The organism is Pararhizobium sp. PWRC1-1, assembly GCF_049897905.1.
In the GTDB taxonomy this organism is placed as follows: domain Bacteria; phylum Pseudomonadota; class Alphaproteobacteria; order Rhizobiales; family Rhizobiaceae; genus Pararhizobium.
The window spans coordinates 234,626-250,369 of the sequence record NZ_JAFCXE010000006.1; the positions used below are offsets into that span (position 1 = coordinate 234,626).

At 60.3% G+C, this 15,744-nt stretch carries 14 protein-coding genes; 8 read left to right on the forward strand and 6 right to left on the reverse strand.

From position 1 onward, the window contains the following. The first annotated feature begins 28 nt into the window (after window positions 1-28). On the forward strand, window positions 29-925 hold the full coding sequence (locus ACP7E0_RS12490; RefSeq protein WP_426125278.1) for a LysR family transcriptional regulator: 897 nt from the start codon (window positions 29-31) through the stop codon (window positions 923-925). On the opposite strand, the gene ACP7E0_RS12495 is transcribed toward ACP7E0_RS12490, so the two are convergent. Together ACP7E0_RS12495 and ACP7E0_RS12500 are read right to left on the reverse strand one after the other, a co-directional pair. Then, a complete protein-coding gene (locus ACP7E0_RS12495; protein WP_426125280.1) occupies window positions 910-2,352 on the reverse strand; it encodes a DUF6880 family protein in 1,443 nt (480 codons plus the stop codon). The genes ACP7E0_RS12490 and ACP7E0_RS12495 overlap by 16 nt on opposite strands. 39 nt (window positions 2,353-2,391) lie before the next feature. Beyond that, window positions 2,392-3,675, reverse strand: a complete 1,284-nt coding sequence (locus ACP7E0_RS12500) for a DUF3422 family protein (RefSeq protein WP_426125281.1) — start codon at window positions 3,673-3,675, stop codon at window positions 2,392-2,394. Window positions 3,676-3,862: 187 nt separating this feature from the next. On the opposite strand from ACP7E0_RS12500, the gene ACP7E0_RS12505 reads away from it, so the two are divergent. The 5 genes from ACP7E0_RS12505 to ACP7E0_RS12525 all read left to right on the forward strand — a co-directional run bounded on the left by ACP7E0_RS12505 (window position 3,863) and on the right by ACP7E0_RS12525 (window position 9,321). Then, window positions 3,863-4,657 (forward strand): FadR/GntR family transcriptional regulator, encoded by a 795-nt coding sequence (locus ACP7E0_RS12505; RefSeq protein WP_426125282.1) that lies wholly within the window; start codon window positions 3,863-3,865, stop codon window positions 4,655-4,657. 277 nt (window positions 4,658-4,934) lie between these two features. After that, window positions 4,935-5,441: an NUDIX hydrolase gene (locus tag ACP7E0_RS12510; protein WP_426125283.1), complete on the forward strand. Its 507-nt coding sequence runs from the start codon at window positions 4,935-4,937 to the stop codon at window positions 5,439-5,441. Between the two features lie 106 nt (window positions 5,442-5,547). Continuing rightward, window positions 5,548-7,053, forward strand: a complete 1,506-nt coding sequence (locus tag ACP7E0_RS12515) for an inorganic phosphate transporter (protein ID WP_426125284.1) — start codon at window positions 5,548-5,550, stop codon at window positions 7,051-7,053. A gap of 10 nt (window positions 7,054-7,063) precedes the next feature. Next, window positions 7,064-7,801: a 16S rRNA (uracil(1498)-N(3))-methyltransferase gene (locus ACP7E0_RS12520; RefSeq protein WP_426125286.1), complete on the forward strand. Its 738-nt coding sequence runs from the start codon at window positions 7,064-7,066 to the stop codon at window positions 7,799-7,801. A 146-nt stretch (window positions 7,802-7,947) separates the two neighbouring features. Next, window positions 7,948-9,321 (forward strand): glutamate--cysteine ligase, encoded by a 1,374-nt coding sequence (locus tag ACP7E0_RS12525; RefSeq protein WP_426125287.1) that lies wholly within the window; start codon window positions 7,948-7,950, stop codon window positions 9,319-9,321. Here the strand turns inward: ACP7E0_RS12525 and ACP7E0_RS12530 are convergent. Then, a complete protein-coding gene (locus tag ACP7E0_RS12530) occupies window positions 9,318-9,749 on the reverse strand; it encodes a GNAT family N-acetyltransferase (RefSeq protein ID WP_426125288.1) in 432 nt (143 codons plus the stop codon). The two genes, ACP7E0_RS12525 and ACP7E0_RS12530, sit on opposite strands and share 4 nt — an antisense overlap. Window positions 9,750-9,942: 193 nt before the next feature. On the opposite strand from ACP7E0_RS12530, the gene ACP7E0_RS12535 reads away from it, so the two are divergent. After that, window positions 9,943-10,782: a DUF937 domain-containing protein gene (locus ACP7E0_RS12535; RefSeq protein ID WP_426125289.1), complete on the forward strand. Its 840-nt coding sequence runs from the start codon at window positions 9,943-9,945 to the stop codon at window positions 10,780-10,782. Window positions 10,783-10,799: 17 nt separating this feature from the next. Here the strand turns inward: ACP7E0_RS12535 and ACP7E0_RS12540 are convergent, their stop codons facing one another. Both ACP7E0_RS12540 and ACP7E0_RS12545 read right to left on the reverse strand, forming a co-directional pair. Next, the gene (locus ACP7E0_RS12540; RefSeq protein WP_113316602.1) at window positions 10,800-11,090 is read right to left on the reverse strand and encodes a hypothetical protein; all 291 of its coding nucleotides are present in this window, start codon (window positions 11,088-11,090) and stop codon (window positions 10,800-10,802) included. A 425-nt stretch (window positions 11,091-11,515) separates the two neighbouring features. Beyond that, window positions 11,516-11,809, reverse strand: coding sequence for a DUF1127 domain-containing protein (locus ACP7E0_RS12545; RefSeq protein WP_426125291.1), 294 nt, complete (start codon window positions 11,807-11,809; stop codon window positions 11,516-11,518). A gap of 324 nt (window positions 11,810-12,133) precedes the next feature. Between ACP7E0_RS12545 and ACP7E0_RS12550 the strand changes: the two genes are divergently transcribed. After that, window positions 12,134-13,084 carry a LysR substrate-binding domain-containing protein gene (locus tag ACP7E0_RS12550; RefSeq protein ID WP_060504715.1) on the forward strand — a complete coding sequence of 317 codons (951 nt, stop codon included), beginning with the start codon at window positions 12,134-12,136 and terminating at the stop codon, window positions 13,082-13,084. 359 nt (window positions 13,085-13,443) lie between these two features. On the opposite strand, the gene katG is transcribed toward ACP7E0_RS12550, so the two are convergent. Beyond that, a complete protein-coding gene (gene katG, locus ACP7E0_RS12555) occupies window positions 13,444-15,651 on the reverse strand; it encodes a catalase/peroxidase HPI (protein WP_426125292.1) in 2,208 nt (735 codons plus the stop codon). Window positions 15,652-15,744 lie beyond the last annotated feature (93 nt).

A 15,744-nucleotide genomic window follows, 5' to 3' on the forward strand; every position in this document is an offset into this window, starting at 1 on the left:
TCTGTTTTCGAAACAATGGTCAAGATTGATGACAAATCTGGGCGATCTTGAGGTGTTCACGCGTGTCGTATCCTCCGGCAGTATGTCGGCGGCGGGGCGGGCATTGGGGTTTTCCCCAGCTGTTATTTCCAAACGCATCAAGCGGCTGGAAGACCGGCTCGGCACGCGGCTGTTTCAGCGAACCACACGGCAGATATCACTGACCGAAGCCGGACAGGGATTTTACGACCGGGTGCTGGGGATCATGGCCGGCATCGAGGAAGCGGAGGCTTTTGCCTCCGGCCGCTCGGGGCAGCCGCAGGGCACGCTGCGCATCACCGCCCCCACCTCGTTCGGCCGCATGCATGTGGCGCCGCATCTCGCCCGCTTCATCGAGGCGCATCCCGATCTCATTTTGAATATCGTGCTCTCCGATGAATTTACCGACATCGTCGCCGAAGGCTTCGACCTTGCCATCCGCATCGGCGAACTCAGCGATTCGACGCTGGTGGCGCGTAAATTGGTGCCGGTTCGGCGCATCCTCTGCGCCTCGCCGGCCTATATCACTCGATATGGCACGCCGGACACGATCGACGACCTCGGCGACCATATCTGCCTGCGCCAGCATAATCACGACACCTGGAAGCTGGAAAGCGAGGCGGGCTCGATGAGCTACAAGCCGCAGGGACGGCTGATCACCAATTCATCGGAAGTGGTGCGCGAAGCCGTGCTTTCCGGCGCGGGCATCGCCCTGCGTTCCACCTGGGATGTCGGCAGCGACCTGAAATCGGGAAAACTCGTACAGGTCCTGCCCGAATGGGAGGGCTCCCGCAACCTGTTCGTCTCGGCACTCTATCCCAGCCGCCAGTTTCTGCCAGCCAAGGTGCGGCTGTTCATCGATTATCTGGCCGGGCTCTATGGACCGGAGCCTTACTGGGAGCGGTAGGTTTCCGGTGGAATGCGGTCCCAGAAACCGTGCCGGCGGATATGCTGCCTGCGCAGATCCGCGACATAATCGGCGTGTGACATTAAACCGTCATTGCCACCGGGACGTTTGGCTAGCGCCGCAAGCCGTGCAAGATAATCGGCGCCGTATCCATAGGCCTCCGACAAGCCCCGGCCGATGATGCGATCAAGCAGGGCGCGGTAGAGCGCGGTTGCCGCCGCGGGATAATCGGTAGCTTCGAACGCTTCGGCAGCGGGCAGAAGAAACTCGTAGAACTCTCCTTCCCAGACGCCCCAGCGGGCGACGACATAGCGCGCCGCGAGATCAAGCCTTGGCCAAGCCAGATAGAAGCGCAATGCGGCATGCGGTTCGCGGTGCTGCTCGACAAACGCGAAGGCCTTGTCCAGCGCCTCGAATTCCTCGAAATCGCCAGCCTTGGCGATATATTCGCGCAATATCCCGGCATCGAGGCCTTGTTCGAAAATCTTCCAGCGCACGGCCTGCGATGCGGCGCGATCCTTCATCCCATCCAGAATGGCGGCCTCGAGCCGGTCCTTGTCCGGCAATGCCTTCAGATCACCGCTGAGAATATCGGCGCGGCGGGCAAAGCCGATCCGCGATTTGCGGGGCTTGCGCACCCAGATCAAGGCTTCCGCCTGACGGTCGGCGGCATGCAGCCGCTCGGCAACCACGACAGGTTCGCGCAACGCCTCGGGCAGGCTCTCCTCGATCGCCACATAGGCATCGAGATCGGTGCGGGCATCGGCAATGGCGCGGCGCACATGGACGATGGCCGGCAGAATGGTGGTTCCGGCCGGTATCTTCGTGGCCGCAGCCAGGGTTTCGTCCCAGGATTTCAGGACGCCGGGCGATAGCGCAGCCGCAATCCGCACCGCCAGCAACGTCTTGACGCCGTGATAGTCCATGCCCTGCAGGCCAGGCGTCAGCAATGGCGGGATACGCGCCTGCTGGTCGAGGGGTACGAGTGGGGCGAGACGCCCAGCGGCCTCGCAGGCCTGGACATAGATGTTGGCGATGCGGCCGCTGGAATCGTTGACGCGCTCGGAAATCCCCTCATAGCCGAAGACGAAACGGATCAGCCGTTCCAGTGCCATGCCGGGATCGACGGCGCCGAATTCCTTGACGATGCTTGCCGCAATGCTGTCGAGGTCGTTGCCGAAGGCGCGTTCCTTCTGCCAGCGGATGCGCGTGCCCGATTTTTCAAGCGCCGTCAGGCGGCTGTCGATCAGCTTGGCCACGCCAGCGGCACCGCTGATGCCGGCAAGCGCCGCGCTCAGCCGTTTCTTGAAGGATGTGTTGAGGGCCGCCTCATCCAGCGCGATCTCGATCAGACGCTCCAGCCCGAGCGCCGTCAGGCCATCCCGGTCGAGTTTTGCCTTCTTCGCCGCTTTTACCGCTTTTGCCATGGTGTCGCCGGGTCGATTCGTTTCGAATATCCCAAAGGCTTAAAGACTTTCGCGGTCCTCGTCAGCATGGTGCTTGCGGATGCGCCTGACGACCAGCCACATGGCGAGAACGGCGACCGGCACGAAGAAGCCGGTCAGCACGCTCGACTTGATCGGAATGCCCTCGCTTTCCAGCGCCTTGGCAATGTAGCCGAACAGGCCGACGACATAATAGGAGATCGCGGCGACCGAGAGGCCTTCGACCGTCTGCTGCAGGCGCAGCTGCAGCTTGGCGCGGCGATCCATCGAATTGAGCAGCACGGTGTTTTGCCGCTCGAGCTCGACATCCACCCAGCTTCTGAGAAGCGCCGTAGCACGGGTGAGTTTTCGCGATAGGTTGGCCTGGCGCTCTTCCACCGACTGGCAAGTGCGCATGGCCGGCGCCAATCGCCGCTCCAGGAAGGTGCCGAGCGTTTCATAGCCCGGCACGCCGGTTTCGATCAGCGAGCGGATGCGCTCCTGAACGATGCCGTAATAGGCGCGGCTGGCGCCGAAACGATAGAGGCTGAGCGCCGCACCCGCTTCGAGTTCGGCGGCCAGAAGGGTGATTTCAGCCAGCATCTCGTCGGCCTTTTCGCGGGCGCTGGTGCGCATCCGCTGGGTGACGCCGGTCAGCCCGTCCTCGATCCGGCGGATATCCGGCGATAGCGATTGCCCCAGCGGCAGGCCCAGCATCGCCAGCGTGCGATAGGTTTCGATATCGAGCAGCCGCTGGACCAGCGCGCCGGTTCCGGCCTCGGTCATGCCGCGGTCGATGACGAGGATCTGCGTCAGGCCGTCGCCGTTCTGGCGGAAATCGGTCAGCACCACCGACTGGCCGTTCTTGATATCGCTGTAACAGAGGCTGGTCGGATCGAACGCGCTCATCGCCGCGCGCGTTTCCTCCGAATCCGGGCGGATTTCCAAGCGGATGCCGGAGATCAGCGTTCCCGGCGGCGAAAAACCATCGCCGAAGGGATGGGTGGTGACCTCGCCGCCAAACTGATCAGGAATGACGCCATCCCAGAAATAGGTCGAGAATTCGGTGTGGCGCTCCCAGCGTAGCGTGCCCTGCCCCCAGGACAGCGCATGATGGCTGGCCTCACGGCTGGGTGGCGAGACGCCGCGGGCACGCGACAGTTCCGAGAGCACGGCATGATCGACAGCAGCCCCGCCATCCGTCATGAAGGCGAGCTGGAAGATGACGCGCGGCGACGTCACCAGCGCATATGGACGCGCATGGATCTCGCCCAGCGCCTGGGCGCGGGCCGGAGCCGACGGAAATGCAAAACTGCGTTTGACCATGAAGCGTTTTCCCCTCTCACGCATCAATCAGAACTGTCTTATCAACAGGATGAGCAAAAGGGAAAGGACGCTTTGACGCAGGCCCGCGTTTGTTTCGGCCAGCCCACCATTGCATGGCTTTGAAAAGTGGCTAAAGAAATTGACCACTTTCGATGGGGTGACTAAGTTGGTGCTAAGGAGAGCTGCCGTGACAGACGACACCATCGATGCCTTTGCCCGCATCCCGCACAGCCGGACCTCCGGCGAAATCATCCAGCAGATCGAACTCCTGATCCTTGAAGGCGTGCTGCGCGACAGCGAACGGCTGCCAAGTGAACGGGATCTGTCGCGCCGCTTCGATGTCTCACGGCCGATCCTGCGCGAGGCGCTGAAGGAACTGGAGGCGCGCGGACTGCTGGTCAGCCACCATGGCGGCGGCACGTTTGTTGCCGATGTCATAGGCCAGGTGTTTTCCAGGCCGGTGATCGACCTGATTTCGCGCCACCAGAAGGCAACGCAGGATTACCTCGAATACCGCCGCGAGCTGGAAGGCATGACGGCGGAACTGGCCGCACGCCGCGCCACCCGCTTCGACCGGGATATGCTGACCCGCATCATGGAAGAAATGCGGGCGGCGCATCTGTCCGGTTCTGCCGAGGGCGGGTTGAAGACCGATGTCGAACTGCACAGTGCCATCGGCGAATGCGCCCACAACATCATCCTCTTGCACACATTGCGCGCCTGCTACCGGCTTTTGAGCGGCGGCATTTTCTTCAGCCGCGAGGTGCTGTTTGCAGCACCGGGAGCCGGCGACATGCTGCTTGCCCAGCATGAGGCAATCTATGACGCGATCATGGCCGGCGACCCGGCGCGTGCCCGTGAAACGGCCCAAGCCCATATCGACTTCATCATCACCGCCACAAGGGATGCCGAGCGCTCTGGCGAATGGGCCCGCATCTCGCAGTTGAGAATGCAGCAGCGCGACCGGCAGGCCGGCGCCTGAACCGTATATCAGCGACACAGAAGACACGCTCCCGGCAAATTTCTGTGCGTATCTCGCCAATGCCGTAAACATGCCTTATAAAGGCGCAATCGACACATCCCGGTGGTGCAATCCTACTAAATTGCCGGTCTTTCGCGTTGTCGCCCCCTTCATCAGAGGCGCCGCGATAACTATATGTGTCTCACCAAATCTGCGCGTTTACAGGCCGTTTAAAGCGAGCATATTGAAACGATATTGCAGACTAAAATGATTCGTTTTTTGAAAGGATGCCCCGACGTTGAATATTCTGAATCGCATTGTCACTGATGTACGCCTGATGTTCCGCCGTCCGGTGCGAATGCAGTGTGCTGCGCTGTGCTACCGGTTCAAGAAGAAAAGCGCGGTGCCCGAGATGCTTTTGATCACCAGCCGCGACACAGGCCGCTGGGTCATCCCCAAGGGCTGGCCGATGGAAGGCAAGATGTGTCATCAGGCTGCCGAACGCGAGGCGTATGAAGAAGCTGGCGTTAAAGGCGAGACCGGCGCAGAGCGGATCGGCTTCTACATGTACGACAAGGGCATGGATCAGGGCCTCAAGGTCCAGTGCATGGTTCAGGTCTATCCTCTGGTTGTTCTGGATATGCTCAAAAGCTTTCCGGAAAAAGGTAGCCGGAAGATGGAATGGGTGAGCTTTCAGGAAGGTGCCAAGCGGGTAGCCGAACCAATGCTCAAGGACCTCATCCTGAGTTTCGAACAGCGTCTGCTTGCCACCATGAACCCGGTTCAGAAAACCGCAGCGCAATAAACGTCCGAACATGACTGACCATGGGCGACGTGAGGCATACCCGACCCTGCTGCGCAGACTGGTGCTTGCTCCATGCGGGCAGGCTGCCTGAATTGGAGAACAGACGGTGACAAAACCGCGCCCGAGCCTCGAAAAGCCGACCCTCGACAAGTACCTGGACAAGGTGACCCTGACGGAGGAAGCAACGCACCATGTGTTGCGGCCGTGGGCCGGTGTCGGCCTCGGGCTTCTGTTCATGCTAGTCAGCGTGATTTTCGCTGCCGCCTATGTTTCCGAAGAGCCCAAGTACCTGATCATTCTCGCCGCCGCGGCCGTCGCCGGTTACATGGCGATGAACATCGGCGCCAATGACGTGACCAACAATGTCGGTGCTGCCGTGGGATCCAAAGCGATCACCATGAGGACGGCGTTGATCATCGCGGCCATCTTCGAGGTCGCGGGCGCCGTGTTTGCCGGCGGGCGCGTTGTTTCGACGATCGAGGCCGGCATCGTCGATGCGACACAGATGCCGTCCGGCGAGGCATTCGTCTGGGTGATGATGGCCGCTCTGGTTTCGGCCGCCGTATGGATCAACATCGCCACCTGGTCCGGCGCACCGATTTCGACCACCCACTCGATCGTCGGCGGTATTCTCGGATCCGGCGTTGCGGCAGCGGGCTTTTCCTCGGTTCACTGGGTATCGCTTGCGGGAATAACGGCAAGCTGGACAGTATCGCCGATCCTCGGCGGCGGCATAGCCGCACTGCTTCTAGCCTTCATCAAGACCTTCATCATCTATCGCGAAGACAAGATCGAGGCTGCAGTTTTCTGGACACCGATCCTGCTCGCCGTCATGACGGGATCGTTCGCCACCTATTTTACCGTGATCGGCATCGAGAAGGTGGCTCACATTCCCATGACCCAAGGCATCCTGATCGGCCTGGCCGTGGCGGCGCTTACCATTGTTGCAGGCAAGCCCTGGATCGCGCGGCAGGCTCAGGGGCTCGACAATCGCAACCAGTCGCTGCGCAAGCTATTCCAGATGCCGCTGATCCTGTCGGCAGCGCTGCTCTCTTTTGCCCACGGTGCCAACGACGTGTCGAATGCGGTTGGCCCGCTTGCGGCCATCGTTGCCAACGTCAACGGCCTCGCCATCGTGCAGACGACCTATGTGCCCCTTTGGGTCATGCTGATCGGCGCATTCGGCATTTCCTGCGGACTGCTGCTGTTCGGCCCGAAACTGATCCGGGTCGTCGGTGAGGAGATCACCAAGCTCAATCCGATGCGGGCCTATTGCGTGGCGCTGGCAACGGCGATCACCGTTATCATCGCCACATCGCTCGGCCTGCCTGTCTCGACCACGCACACCGCCGTCGGCGCGGTTTTCGGGATCGGCTTCTTCCGCGAATGGTACACCCGCAACTCGAAGCGGCGGCTGGAATATGTGCGCCAGAAAACCGGGCATCTGGACTTCGAACGGCGCGTCCAGCACAGTCCGGAAGAATCGCACCGCCGCCGCCTGGTGCGGCGGTCGCACTTCATGACAATCGTCGCTGCCTGGGTTATCACCGTTCCCGTTTCAGCGCTGTTGTCGGCGGCGGTCTACATGGTTTTCGCAGTACTCTTCATCTAAGGACTGATCTATGCGCGCCAACTTCCGCATGCAGCGGCTTTTCATCGACGTGCCGCTGGTAAAGGGGACGATCTACGAAGTCTCGCGGGAGCAATTCAACTATCTCGTCAATGTACTACGCTTCGAGGCGGGCGACGCTGTGCTCGTCTTCAACGGCCGTGACGGCGAATGGCAGGCGGAACTTTCATTTCCGACCAAGAAGCGCCTTTTCCTGACGGCGACCGAACAGGCCCGCCCACAACCGGCGCCGTGCGATCTGCACTATCTGTTTGCGCCGCTGAAGGTCGGCAGGCTCTATTATCTGGTGCAGAAGGCCGTGGAGATGGGCGCCGGCCTGTTGCAGCCGGTGATGACCCAGCATGTGCAGGGCAAGATCAGTAATCTCGACCGCGTCCGGGCCAATGTCATCGAGGCGGCCGAGCAATGCGGCGTTCTCGGCATTCCCGAGGTCGCCGAGCCGCGCAGGCTGGAAGACGTTCTCAACGGCTGGCCGAAAGACCGCCGGATCATCTTTTGCGACGAGGGCGATGCCGGACAAAACCCGCTGCCGGTTCTGGCGGCGGTGAAGGAACGCAAATTGGCGCTGCTGATCGGTCCCGAAGGCGGTTTTTCGGATAGCGAACGGTCTCTGCTACGCAGTCTGGATTTCGTCACCGCTATCCCGCTTGGCCCACGAATCTTGCGGGCGGATACGGCGGCGGTGGCAGCGATGGCCGTCATTCAGGCAGCGATTGGCGACTGGCAATAGGAACTGAGAAATTCAAGCCGTTTCGAGGTGTTGAAAATTTGAACCGGTCTTGAAACAATTTCACTTGCACCACACCTCAATCCGGTTCAATCACCCTCCTGATGTCTGCCGTCCGGCAGGTCCAGCCCGCTCAAAAGAAGACGCCCATGGCCAGAGACACCACCGACCAGACGCCGGTTACCTCGCTTGCAGACCTGACCGAATATCTGGCCGAGGGCAACAAGCCCAAGGACAAATTCCGCATCGGGACGGAGCATGAAAAGTTCGCCTTCTTCAAGGCAGACAACAGCCCAGTTCCCTATTCCGGCGACGCCAGCATCTCGTCGCTTCTGAACGGCATGGCGCAGAAAAGCGGCTGGGAACCGATCATCGATGCCGGCAATATCATCGGCCTTGCCGAACATTCCGGCCAGGGCGCGATTTCTCTGGAGCCCGGCGGCCAGTTCGAACTATCCGGCGCGCCGCTCGAAAATCTGCACCAGACTTGCAAGGAATCCAACCGCCATCTGGCCGATCTGCGCGAGATCGCCGAGCCCCTCGGCATCCGCTTCCTTGGCATCGGCGGCTCGCCGAAGTGGACGCTGGCGGAAACGCCGCGCATGCCGAAATCCCGTTACGACATCATGAGCCGCTACATGCCGAAGGTCGGCACGCAGGGCCTCGACATGATGTATCGCACCTGCACGATCCAGGTTAACCTCGACTTCTCGTCCGAAGAGGACATGCGCCGCAAGATGCAGGTGTCGTTGAAGCTGCAGCCGCTGTCGACGGCGCTGTTTGCCAGCTCGCCTTTTACCGACGGCAAGCCGAACGGCCTGCTCTCCTGGCGCGGCGATATCTGGCGCGACACCGACAACCAGCGCGCCGGCGTGCTGCCTGCGGTCTTCAATGCCGATTTCGGCTTCGAGGATTACGTCAAATGGGCGCTCGACGTGCCGATGTATTTCGTCGTTCGCGACGGCAAGTACCATGACTGCACGCATGTGACCTTCCGCCAGTTCATGAACGGCGCGATGAAGGGCGAGCTTGCCGACTGGGAGCCCAATATGGGCGACTGGACCAATCATCTCTCGACGCTGTTTCCGGATGTACGCCTGAAGCGCTTCCTTGAAATGCGCGGCGCCGATGGCGGCCCGTGGCGCCGCATCTGCGCGCTGCCGGCCTTCTGGGTTGGCCTGCTTTATGACGATGCAGCCCTTGACGCCGCCGAAGACCTGACCCGCGACTGGACCTACGAAGAAACGCTTGCCATGCGCAATGCGGTCCCAGTGCAGGGCCTGTCTGCCACCCATCGCGGCACGTCGTTGTTCGACGTCGCGCGCGAAGTGCTGGCGATTTCGCGGCTTGGCCTGAAGAACCGCAACCGGCTGAATGGCGACGAGGTCGATGAGAGCATCTTCCTCGCCCCGCTCGACGAGGTGCTGGCCAAGAAGGCGACACTCGCCGAGGATCTTTTGTCGCTCTACAATGGGCGCTGGAACGGTTCGGTCGAGCCGGTGTTTACCGACTACCAGTATTAAAATCGCTTCTTCAGGAAGTAACGGGGAATAGCGTTCGGGGCGCCTTCAAGCTCGCCGAACACCGTGTAGCCGAGCTTTTCATAGAACGGCCGCGCCTGAAACTCGAACGTATCCAGCCAGACGCCGATATAGCCGCGTGCCCGCGCAATCGCCTCCGCCTCGGCAAGCAGGCGCGAGCCCAGACCCTGGCCGCGATATTCATCCGGAACAGCCAGGTATTTGACGAAGGCCCAACCGAACCCGTCCATCCCATAGAGACCGCCGACAACCGCTTGCGTGTCCGGATCGCGCAGGAGAATGGCGAAATCCGGCTGTTCCTCGATTGCGCCGATATGGAGCGCTGCATGCTGATCCAGCACGGCAAGGATCGTTGCGGCATCCTGCTGACTGGCGTTTTCGGGGATGATGTCGATGATGGGGCGTTTCATGCCGGTTCGGTTCCTGGCTGTGCCTGAAAAGAGAATAGGCGAGCATCCGAACCGTGTGGAGGGTGAAATTCTGCCCGCATTGGCCGTGTGCCGGGCCGCATTGTCCCGGCTAACAAAAAGCGGTGTTCTCGCAGGTTTTTCCCGTTATAGTGCAGACACATGCGTGGCGCTGCCTGCTGGAGAGGACGAAAAGATGATCCCGCTTTTTGATATGATGATGCAGGCGCAGAATGGCAATGCCATGGATGTGATGGCCAAGCAGTTCGGTCTCGCCCAGGAACAGATGGCCAAGGCAACGGCGGCCCTGATGCCGGTCTTTTCCACCGCACTCAAGCGCAACACCGCCAATCCCTACGACTTCAGCACCTTCCTCGCTGCCATGTCGAGCGGCAACTACGCGCAATATTTCGAGGACATGAACAAGGCCTTCACGCCGCAGGGACTGGCGGACGGCAACACTATTCTCAATCAGCTTTTCGGCTCCAAGGACATGCTGCAGGCCGTCTCCGCACAGGCCGCCCAGATGACCGGCATCGGCCAGGACATCTACAAGCAGATGCTGCCGGTGGTGGCGAGTGCGATCATGGGCGGGCTGTTCAAGCAGGCATCCGGCCAGATGAGCGGCTCGATGGGGGGAATGGCGAACCCCTTTGCCAATACGCCGATGGAAGCGATGATGAAGCCGTGGCTGGAAGCATCCGGTTTTACCAAGAAGCCGCAGGCGGCGCCCAATCCGTTCACGCAGGCGATGCAAGGCTTCTTCGGCATGGGAAAGCCCGAGGAAAAACAGCAATCCTCCCCGGACATGTTCGCCGCCAATCCTTTCTTAAAGGCCTTTCAGGACATGATGAGCGGAAAGCCGCAAACTGCGGCCGCACCGGAGCCGGAAAAAAAGCCTGCCGACACCAATCCGATGGCGCCGTTCAGCGAGATGTTCAACAGCATGTTCGACAGCGGGCTGGAGGCGCAGAAGGAATACCAGAAGAACATCGATGGGCTGTTCGAGACGTACCGGAAAAATACGCCTGCCTGATCATCGGGGTTAGCCCCCTATAACGCCTTGGGCGATGGTTCTGCCGGAAGTTTAAGGTCCATCCACTCGGCATATCTGGACAATTGCATCGACAATTCCTTTGCGGCGGAACTTGAAAGCGACACCTGGATCTGATGCGGTGCCTGGTCCGTACCGTTGTAGATTTCGTGCTCTCGCTGCGAGCGGACGTAGCCTATGCGCAATACAATCTGCCCCAAGACCGATGCTACGCCCCATTCGACCAGCCCTTGGGTCGTCATTTTCCCGTTGTCATCGAAATCCCACTTGCTCGTATCGGAATTGCTCACTGCAAAACTCCTATTGGAGGACGTTGCAGGGATACAATACGTTGAATTAGACTGATACACTATCAACCTTGAGGTGTATCCCGAGGTATACTTAATCCCCCCGCAGCTCGTCTGAGCGAGAAGGCGCCGATCCTTGGTATAAGTGCCTCCTACGATAAATGAGGCTCTAAGCCCTTCGCTCGGATCCCCGGCATCCCTTTGCCAATCCCCAAAAAAGAAAAAGCCCGGCACCGGGTCTTGGGGACCGGGCACCGGGCAAGCAGCAGGGCAATTGGCTCTAACCCTGCGGGGAACGGTAACGCGCAGAGGCGGCTGCGCGTCCCTGTTGCGTGGAACGTTTTTCAACGTCTGAGGCACGCAACAAAACTCTTCAAGCGCCGTCCTGGAAACTCTTCAAGCTCCAGGAGAGGCAGCGAACGCACAGCTCAGTCGAGGCGCGCCTTCCGGTAAAACGTGTTCGCCCGGTCGCGGGACGCCTGCGTCAGATGACGGCCCGGATCGTCGAAGAAGGGCGAGGTCATCGCCTCGCGCACTTCATGGCGGCTAAGCCCCATGTCGAGCAGCTGGTGATCGTCGAGATCCTGGAGGCTGCCGATGGCATTTCGGTTTCGCAGCTGGCGCCATACCGACGCCAGCACGCCCATCCGCCCCGTCTGGCGGGATGGCGCGGACAGCTTCCCGGCTAGGGTGAGGTCAAGTGCGTGGTCGGTCGTGCGCATGATGCTTACTCCTTTTTCAGGGCACGTCAGCGCCGCACGTCTTTCCAACGTGCAAGGTCGCTGTCATTCTCGATTTTGCATAATTTCCCAGATCGATTCCGATCTGGGAAATTATACAAGGGCGACCCATCCCCCGCAGGGAGGTCGGCGCGGGGGTTGGGTCGAAACTATGATTGTGGACCGGTTTTGCAGAAGGCTCGCCGGAATGGTTCAGAATGCGATTTGCCAGGCCAAATTCGCAAATCCTTATTGATCAGTCCAACGAATGTTTCTAATGGTATTCATCAAACAATTTTATGAGTGCTCTTTTTGAGGACCAAAGCCATGTCCGCACCGCTCGATATCGATCAACTGCAGACTTTCGTTGCCATCGCCGATACCGGTAGCTTCACCAAGGCGGCCGATCGAGTTTTCAAGACGCAATCGGCGGTGTCGATGCAGATGCGCCGGCTGGAAGAGCGCATCGGCAAGCAGCTTTTCGCCAAGGATGGACGCGGCAACCGCTTGACGACGGAAGGCGACCGGCTGCTCAATTTCGCTCGGCGGATGATCCGGCTGAATAACGAAGCCATCGCCTCCTTCGACGACAACCGGCTGGAAGGCACGCTTCGCATTGGCACGCCTGACGATTATGCCGATCGCTACATGCCGGAAATCATCGTCCGCTTTGCCAAGACCCATCCGAATGTCGAGCTCAACATCGTCTGCGAGCCCTCGGTGGATCTTGCCGAGAAGATGGCCAAGGGCGAACTCGACATCGCGCTGGTGACGCACAATCCGCGCGCCCGCGCATCCGACGTCGTGCGCACCGAGCCGCTCTGCTGGGTCAGCTCGATCAATCATCCGCTGCCGGAAAATGCGCCGGTGCCGCTCGCCGTCGGCAAGCGCGACTGTGCCTGGCGCCAGGCCGCCTGCTCGGCACTCGATGCCACCGGCAAGGAATACAATATCCTGTTTACCAGCTGGTCCTCGACGGTGGTGGCGGCTGCGGTCCTGGCCGGCATGGCCGTTTCGGTGCTGCCGGAATCGGCGCTGCGCACCGGCATGAAGGTTCTGACCCAGGCAGACGGTTTTCCCGCGCTGGCCCCAGTTCAGATCGGCATCATGAAGCGTCCGGGCCTTTCGCCCTCGCTGTCGAATGCGATCACCAATCACATCACAGCCTGCCTCGACAACATCACGCCGACGACAAGCACCGATGATCTCGACGGCGACATGAAGAACTTTCCGCGCTATCCGCGGCTGCGGCAGAGCCATATGCTGCCTGGCTGGTAAGCACTCACGACAGACCAGCAAAAAGGCCGTGCTCGTTGTGGAGGCGCGGCCTTTTTGTATCTGCTAATATTGATACTCAGCCATAAAACGCGGCCGTAAAAATCGACTGCAATATAGTTTGGTCATACGCAGCCCCAAAAAGTGCTACCGAGCTTTTATACGCTAGTTTGAATATATGCCCAAGGGGCCAGGATGGACCATTTTTGGTGGAATCCCCTATCAAATTAGGGGTTGGTTAACGATAAAAATGCTTTCATCTCGCCCTCTCAACGCAAAGCGGGCCCTTTTCAGAGCCCGGCTTCTTAAATCCCGATAGGGAACCCGCCGCCTGCGGCATGGATCGCGTATCGTAAACCGGATCAGGCGATATCGAACCGGTCGGCGCTCATCACCTTGTTCCAGGCAGCGACGAAATCACGAACGAATTTGCCCTGTGCATCGTTCTGGCCATAGACCTCGGCCAGAGCGCGCAGCTGGGAATTCGAACCGAAAACCAGATCGGTGCGGGTGGCGGTCCATTTCAGCTCGCCCGTCGCCCGGTCACGCCCTTCGAAGACTTCCTTGTCCGGCGAGGCCGCCTTCCAAACCGTGCCCATGTCGAGCAGGTTGACGAAGAAGTCGTTGCTCAGGGTTTCAGGGCGTGTGGTGAAGACGCCATGCTGGGACTGGCCGTGATTGGCGTTCAGCGCCCGAAGGCCGCCGACCAGAACCGTCATTTCCGGAGCCGTCAGGGTCAGGAGCTGTGCCTTGTCGATCAACAGTTCCTCGGCCGATACCGTGAAGCTTGCCTTCTGATAGTTGCGGAAACCTTCCGAAACCGGCTCGATCACCGAGAAGGATTCGATATCGGTCTGTTCCTGCGACGCATCGGTGCGGCCGGGCGTGAAGGCAACGGCAACATCCTGACCGGCATTCTTTACTGCCTTCTCGACAGCGGCTGCACCACCCAGCACGATCAGATCGGCCAGCGACACTTTCTTGCCGCCCAGATGGGCGTCGTTGAAGGCTCTCTGGATGCCTTCGAGGGTAGCGAGGACCGTCGCCAGCTGCTCGGGCTGATTGGCCTCCCAATCCTTCTGCGGGGCAAGGCGGATGCGTGCACCATTGGCACCGCCGCGCTTGTCCGAACCACGGAAGGTCGAGGCCGACGCCCAAGCGGTCGACACCAGCTGGGAGACCGACAGGCCGGATGCGAGGATCTTTTCCTTAAGGTCGGCAATATCGGAAGCATCGATCAGCGGATGGTCTGCTGCCGGGATCGGGTCCTGCCAGATCAGGTCTTCGCTTGGCACTTCCGGACCGAGATAACGCACCTTCGGACCCATGTCGCGGTGGGTCAGCTTGAACCAGGCGCGGGCAAAGGCATCGGCGAACTGATCCGGATTTTCGTAGAAGCGGCGCGAGATCTGCTCGTAAGCCGGATCGACGCGCAGCGCCAGATCGCTGGTCAGCATGGCAGGCGCATGGCGCTTTTCCGGATCGTGGGCATCCGGCACCGAGCGGGCACCCATGCCGTGCTTCGGCGTCCACTGATGCGCACCGGCCGGGCTCTTGGTCAGTTCCCATTCATAGCCGAACAGGTTCCAGAAGAAGTTGTTGCTCCAGCGCGTCGGCGTCGAGGTCCAGGTGACTTCGAGGCCGCTGGAAATGGTGTCACCACCCTTGCCGCTGCCATAGCTGCTGGCCCAGCCGAGACCCTGTTGCTCGATATCAGCACCTTCCGGCTCCCGGCCGACATGGGCTGCGTCGCCGGCACCATGGGTCTTGCCGAACGTGTGGCCGCCAGCGATGAGGGCAACGGTTTCCTCGTCGTTCATGGCCATGCGGGCGAAGGTTTCGCGGATGTCGCGGGCCGAGGCCAGTGGGTCAGGATTGCCGTTTGGGCCTTCCGGGTTGACGTAGATCAGGCCCATCTGCACGGCTGCAAGCGGGTTTTCGAGATCGCGGTCGCCGCTATAGCGCTTGTCGTCGAGCCAGGTGCGTTCCGCACCCCAATAGATATCTTCTTCCGGCTCCCAGACATCGGCACGGCCACCGGCAAAACCGAAGGTCTTGAAGCCCATCGATTCCAGCGCGCAATTGCCGGCGAGGATCAGAAGGTCTGCCCAGGAGAGCGTGTTGCCGTATTTCTGCTTGATCGGCCAGAGCAGACGGCGGGCCTTGTCGAGGTTGACGTTATCCGGCCAGCTGTTGAGCGGCGCAAAGCGCTGGGTGCCGGAAGACGCACCGCCACGGCCGTCGCCCGTGCGGTAGGTGCCGGCGCTGTGCCAGGCCATGCGGATGAAGAAGGGACCGTAATGGCCGAAGTCGGCCGGCCACCAATCCTTCGAGTCCGTCATCAGGGCAAAGATGTCCTGCTTGACCGCGGCGAGATCAAGCGTCTTGAACGCTTCGGCATAATTAAAGCCAGTGCCCATCGGATCGGAAAGCGCGGAATTCTGATGAAGAATCTTCAGGTTAAGCTGGTTCGGCCACCATTCCCGGTTCGATGTCCCCTCGCCGGAGTTGCTGGTGAGCGACCCGTGCATGACCGGACACTTGCCCGTTTTCTCGACTTTGGCGTCCATTTCTGCCTCCTGTTTGAAATGCAATTGTTTTGGTTCCGCCGCAACATCCTCCATAAGTTCCATAATTTCCAATTGTATTTAATTGAAATATCG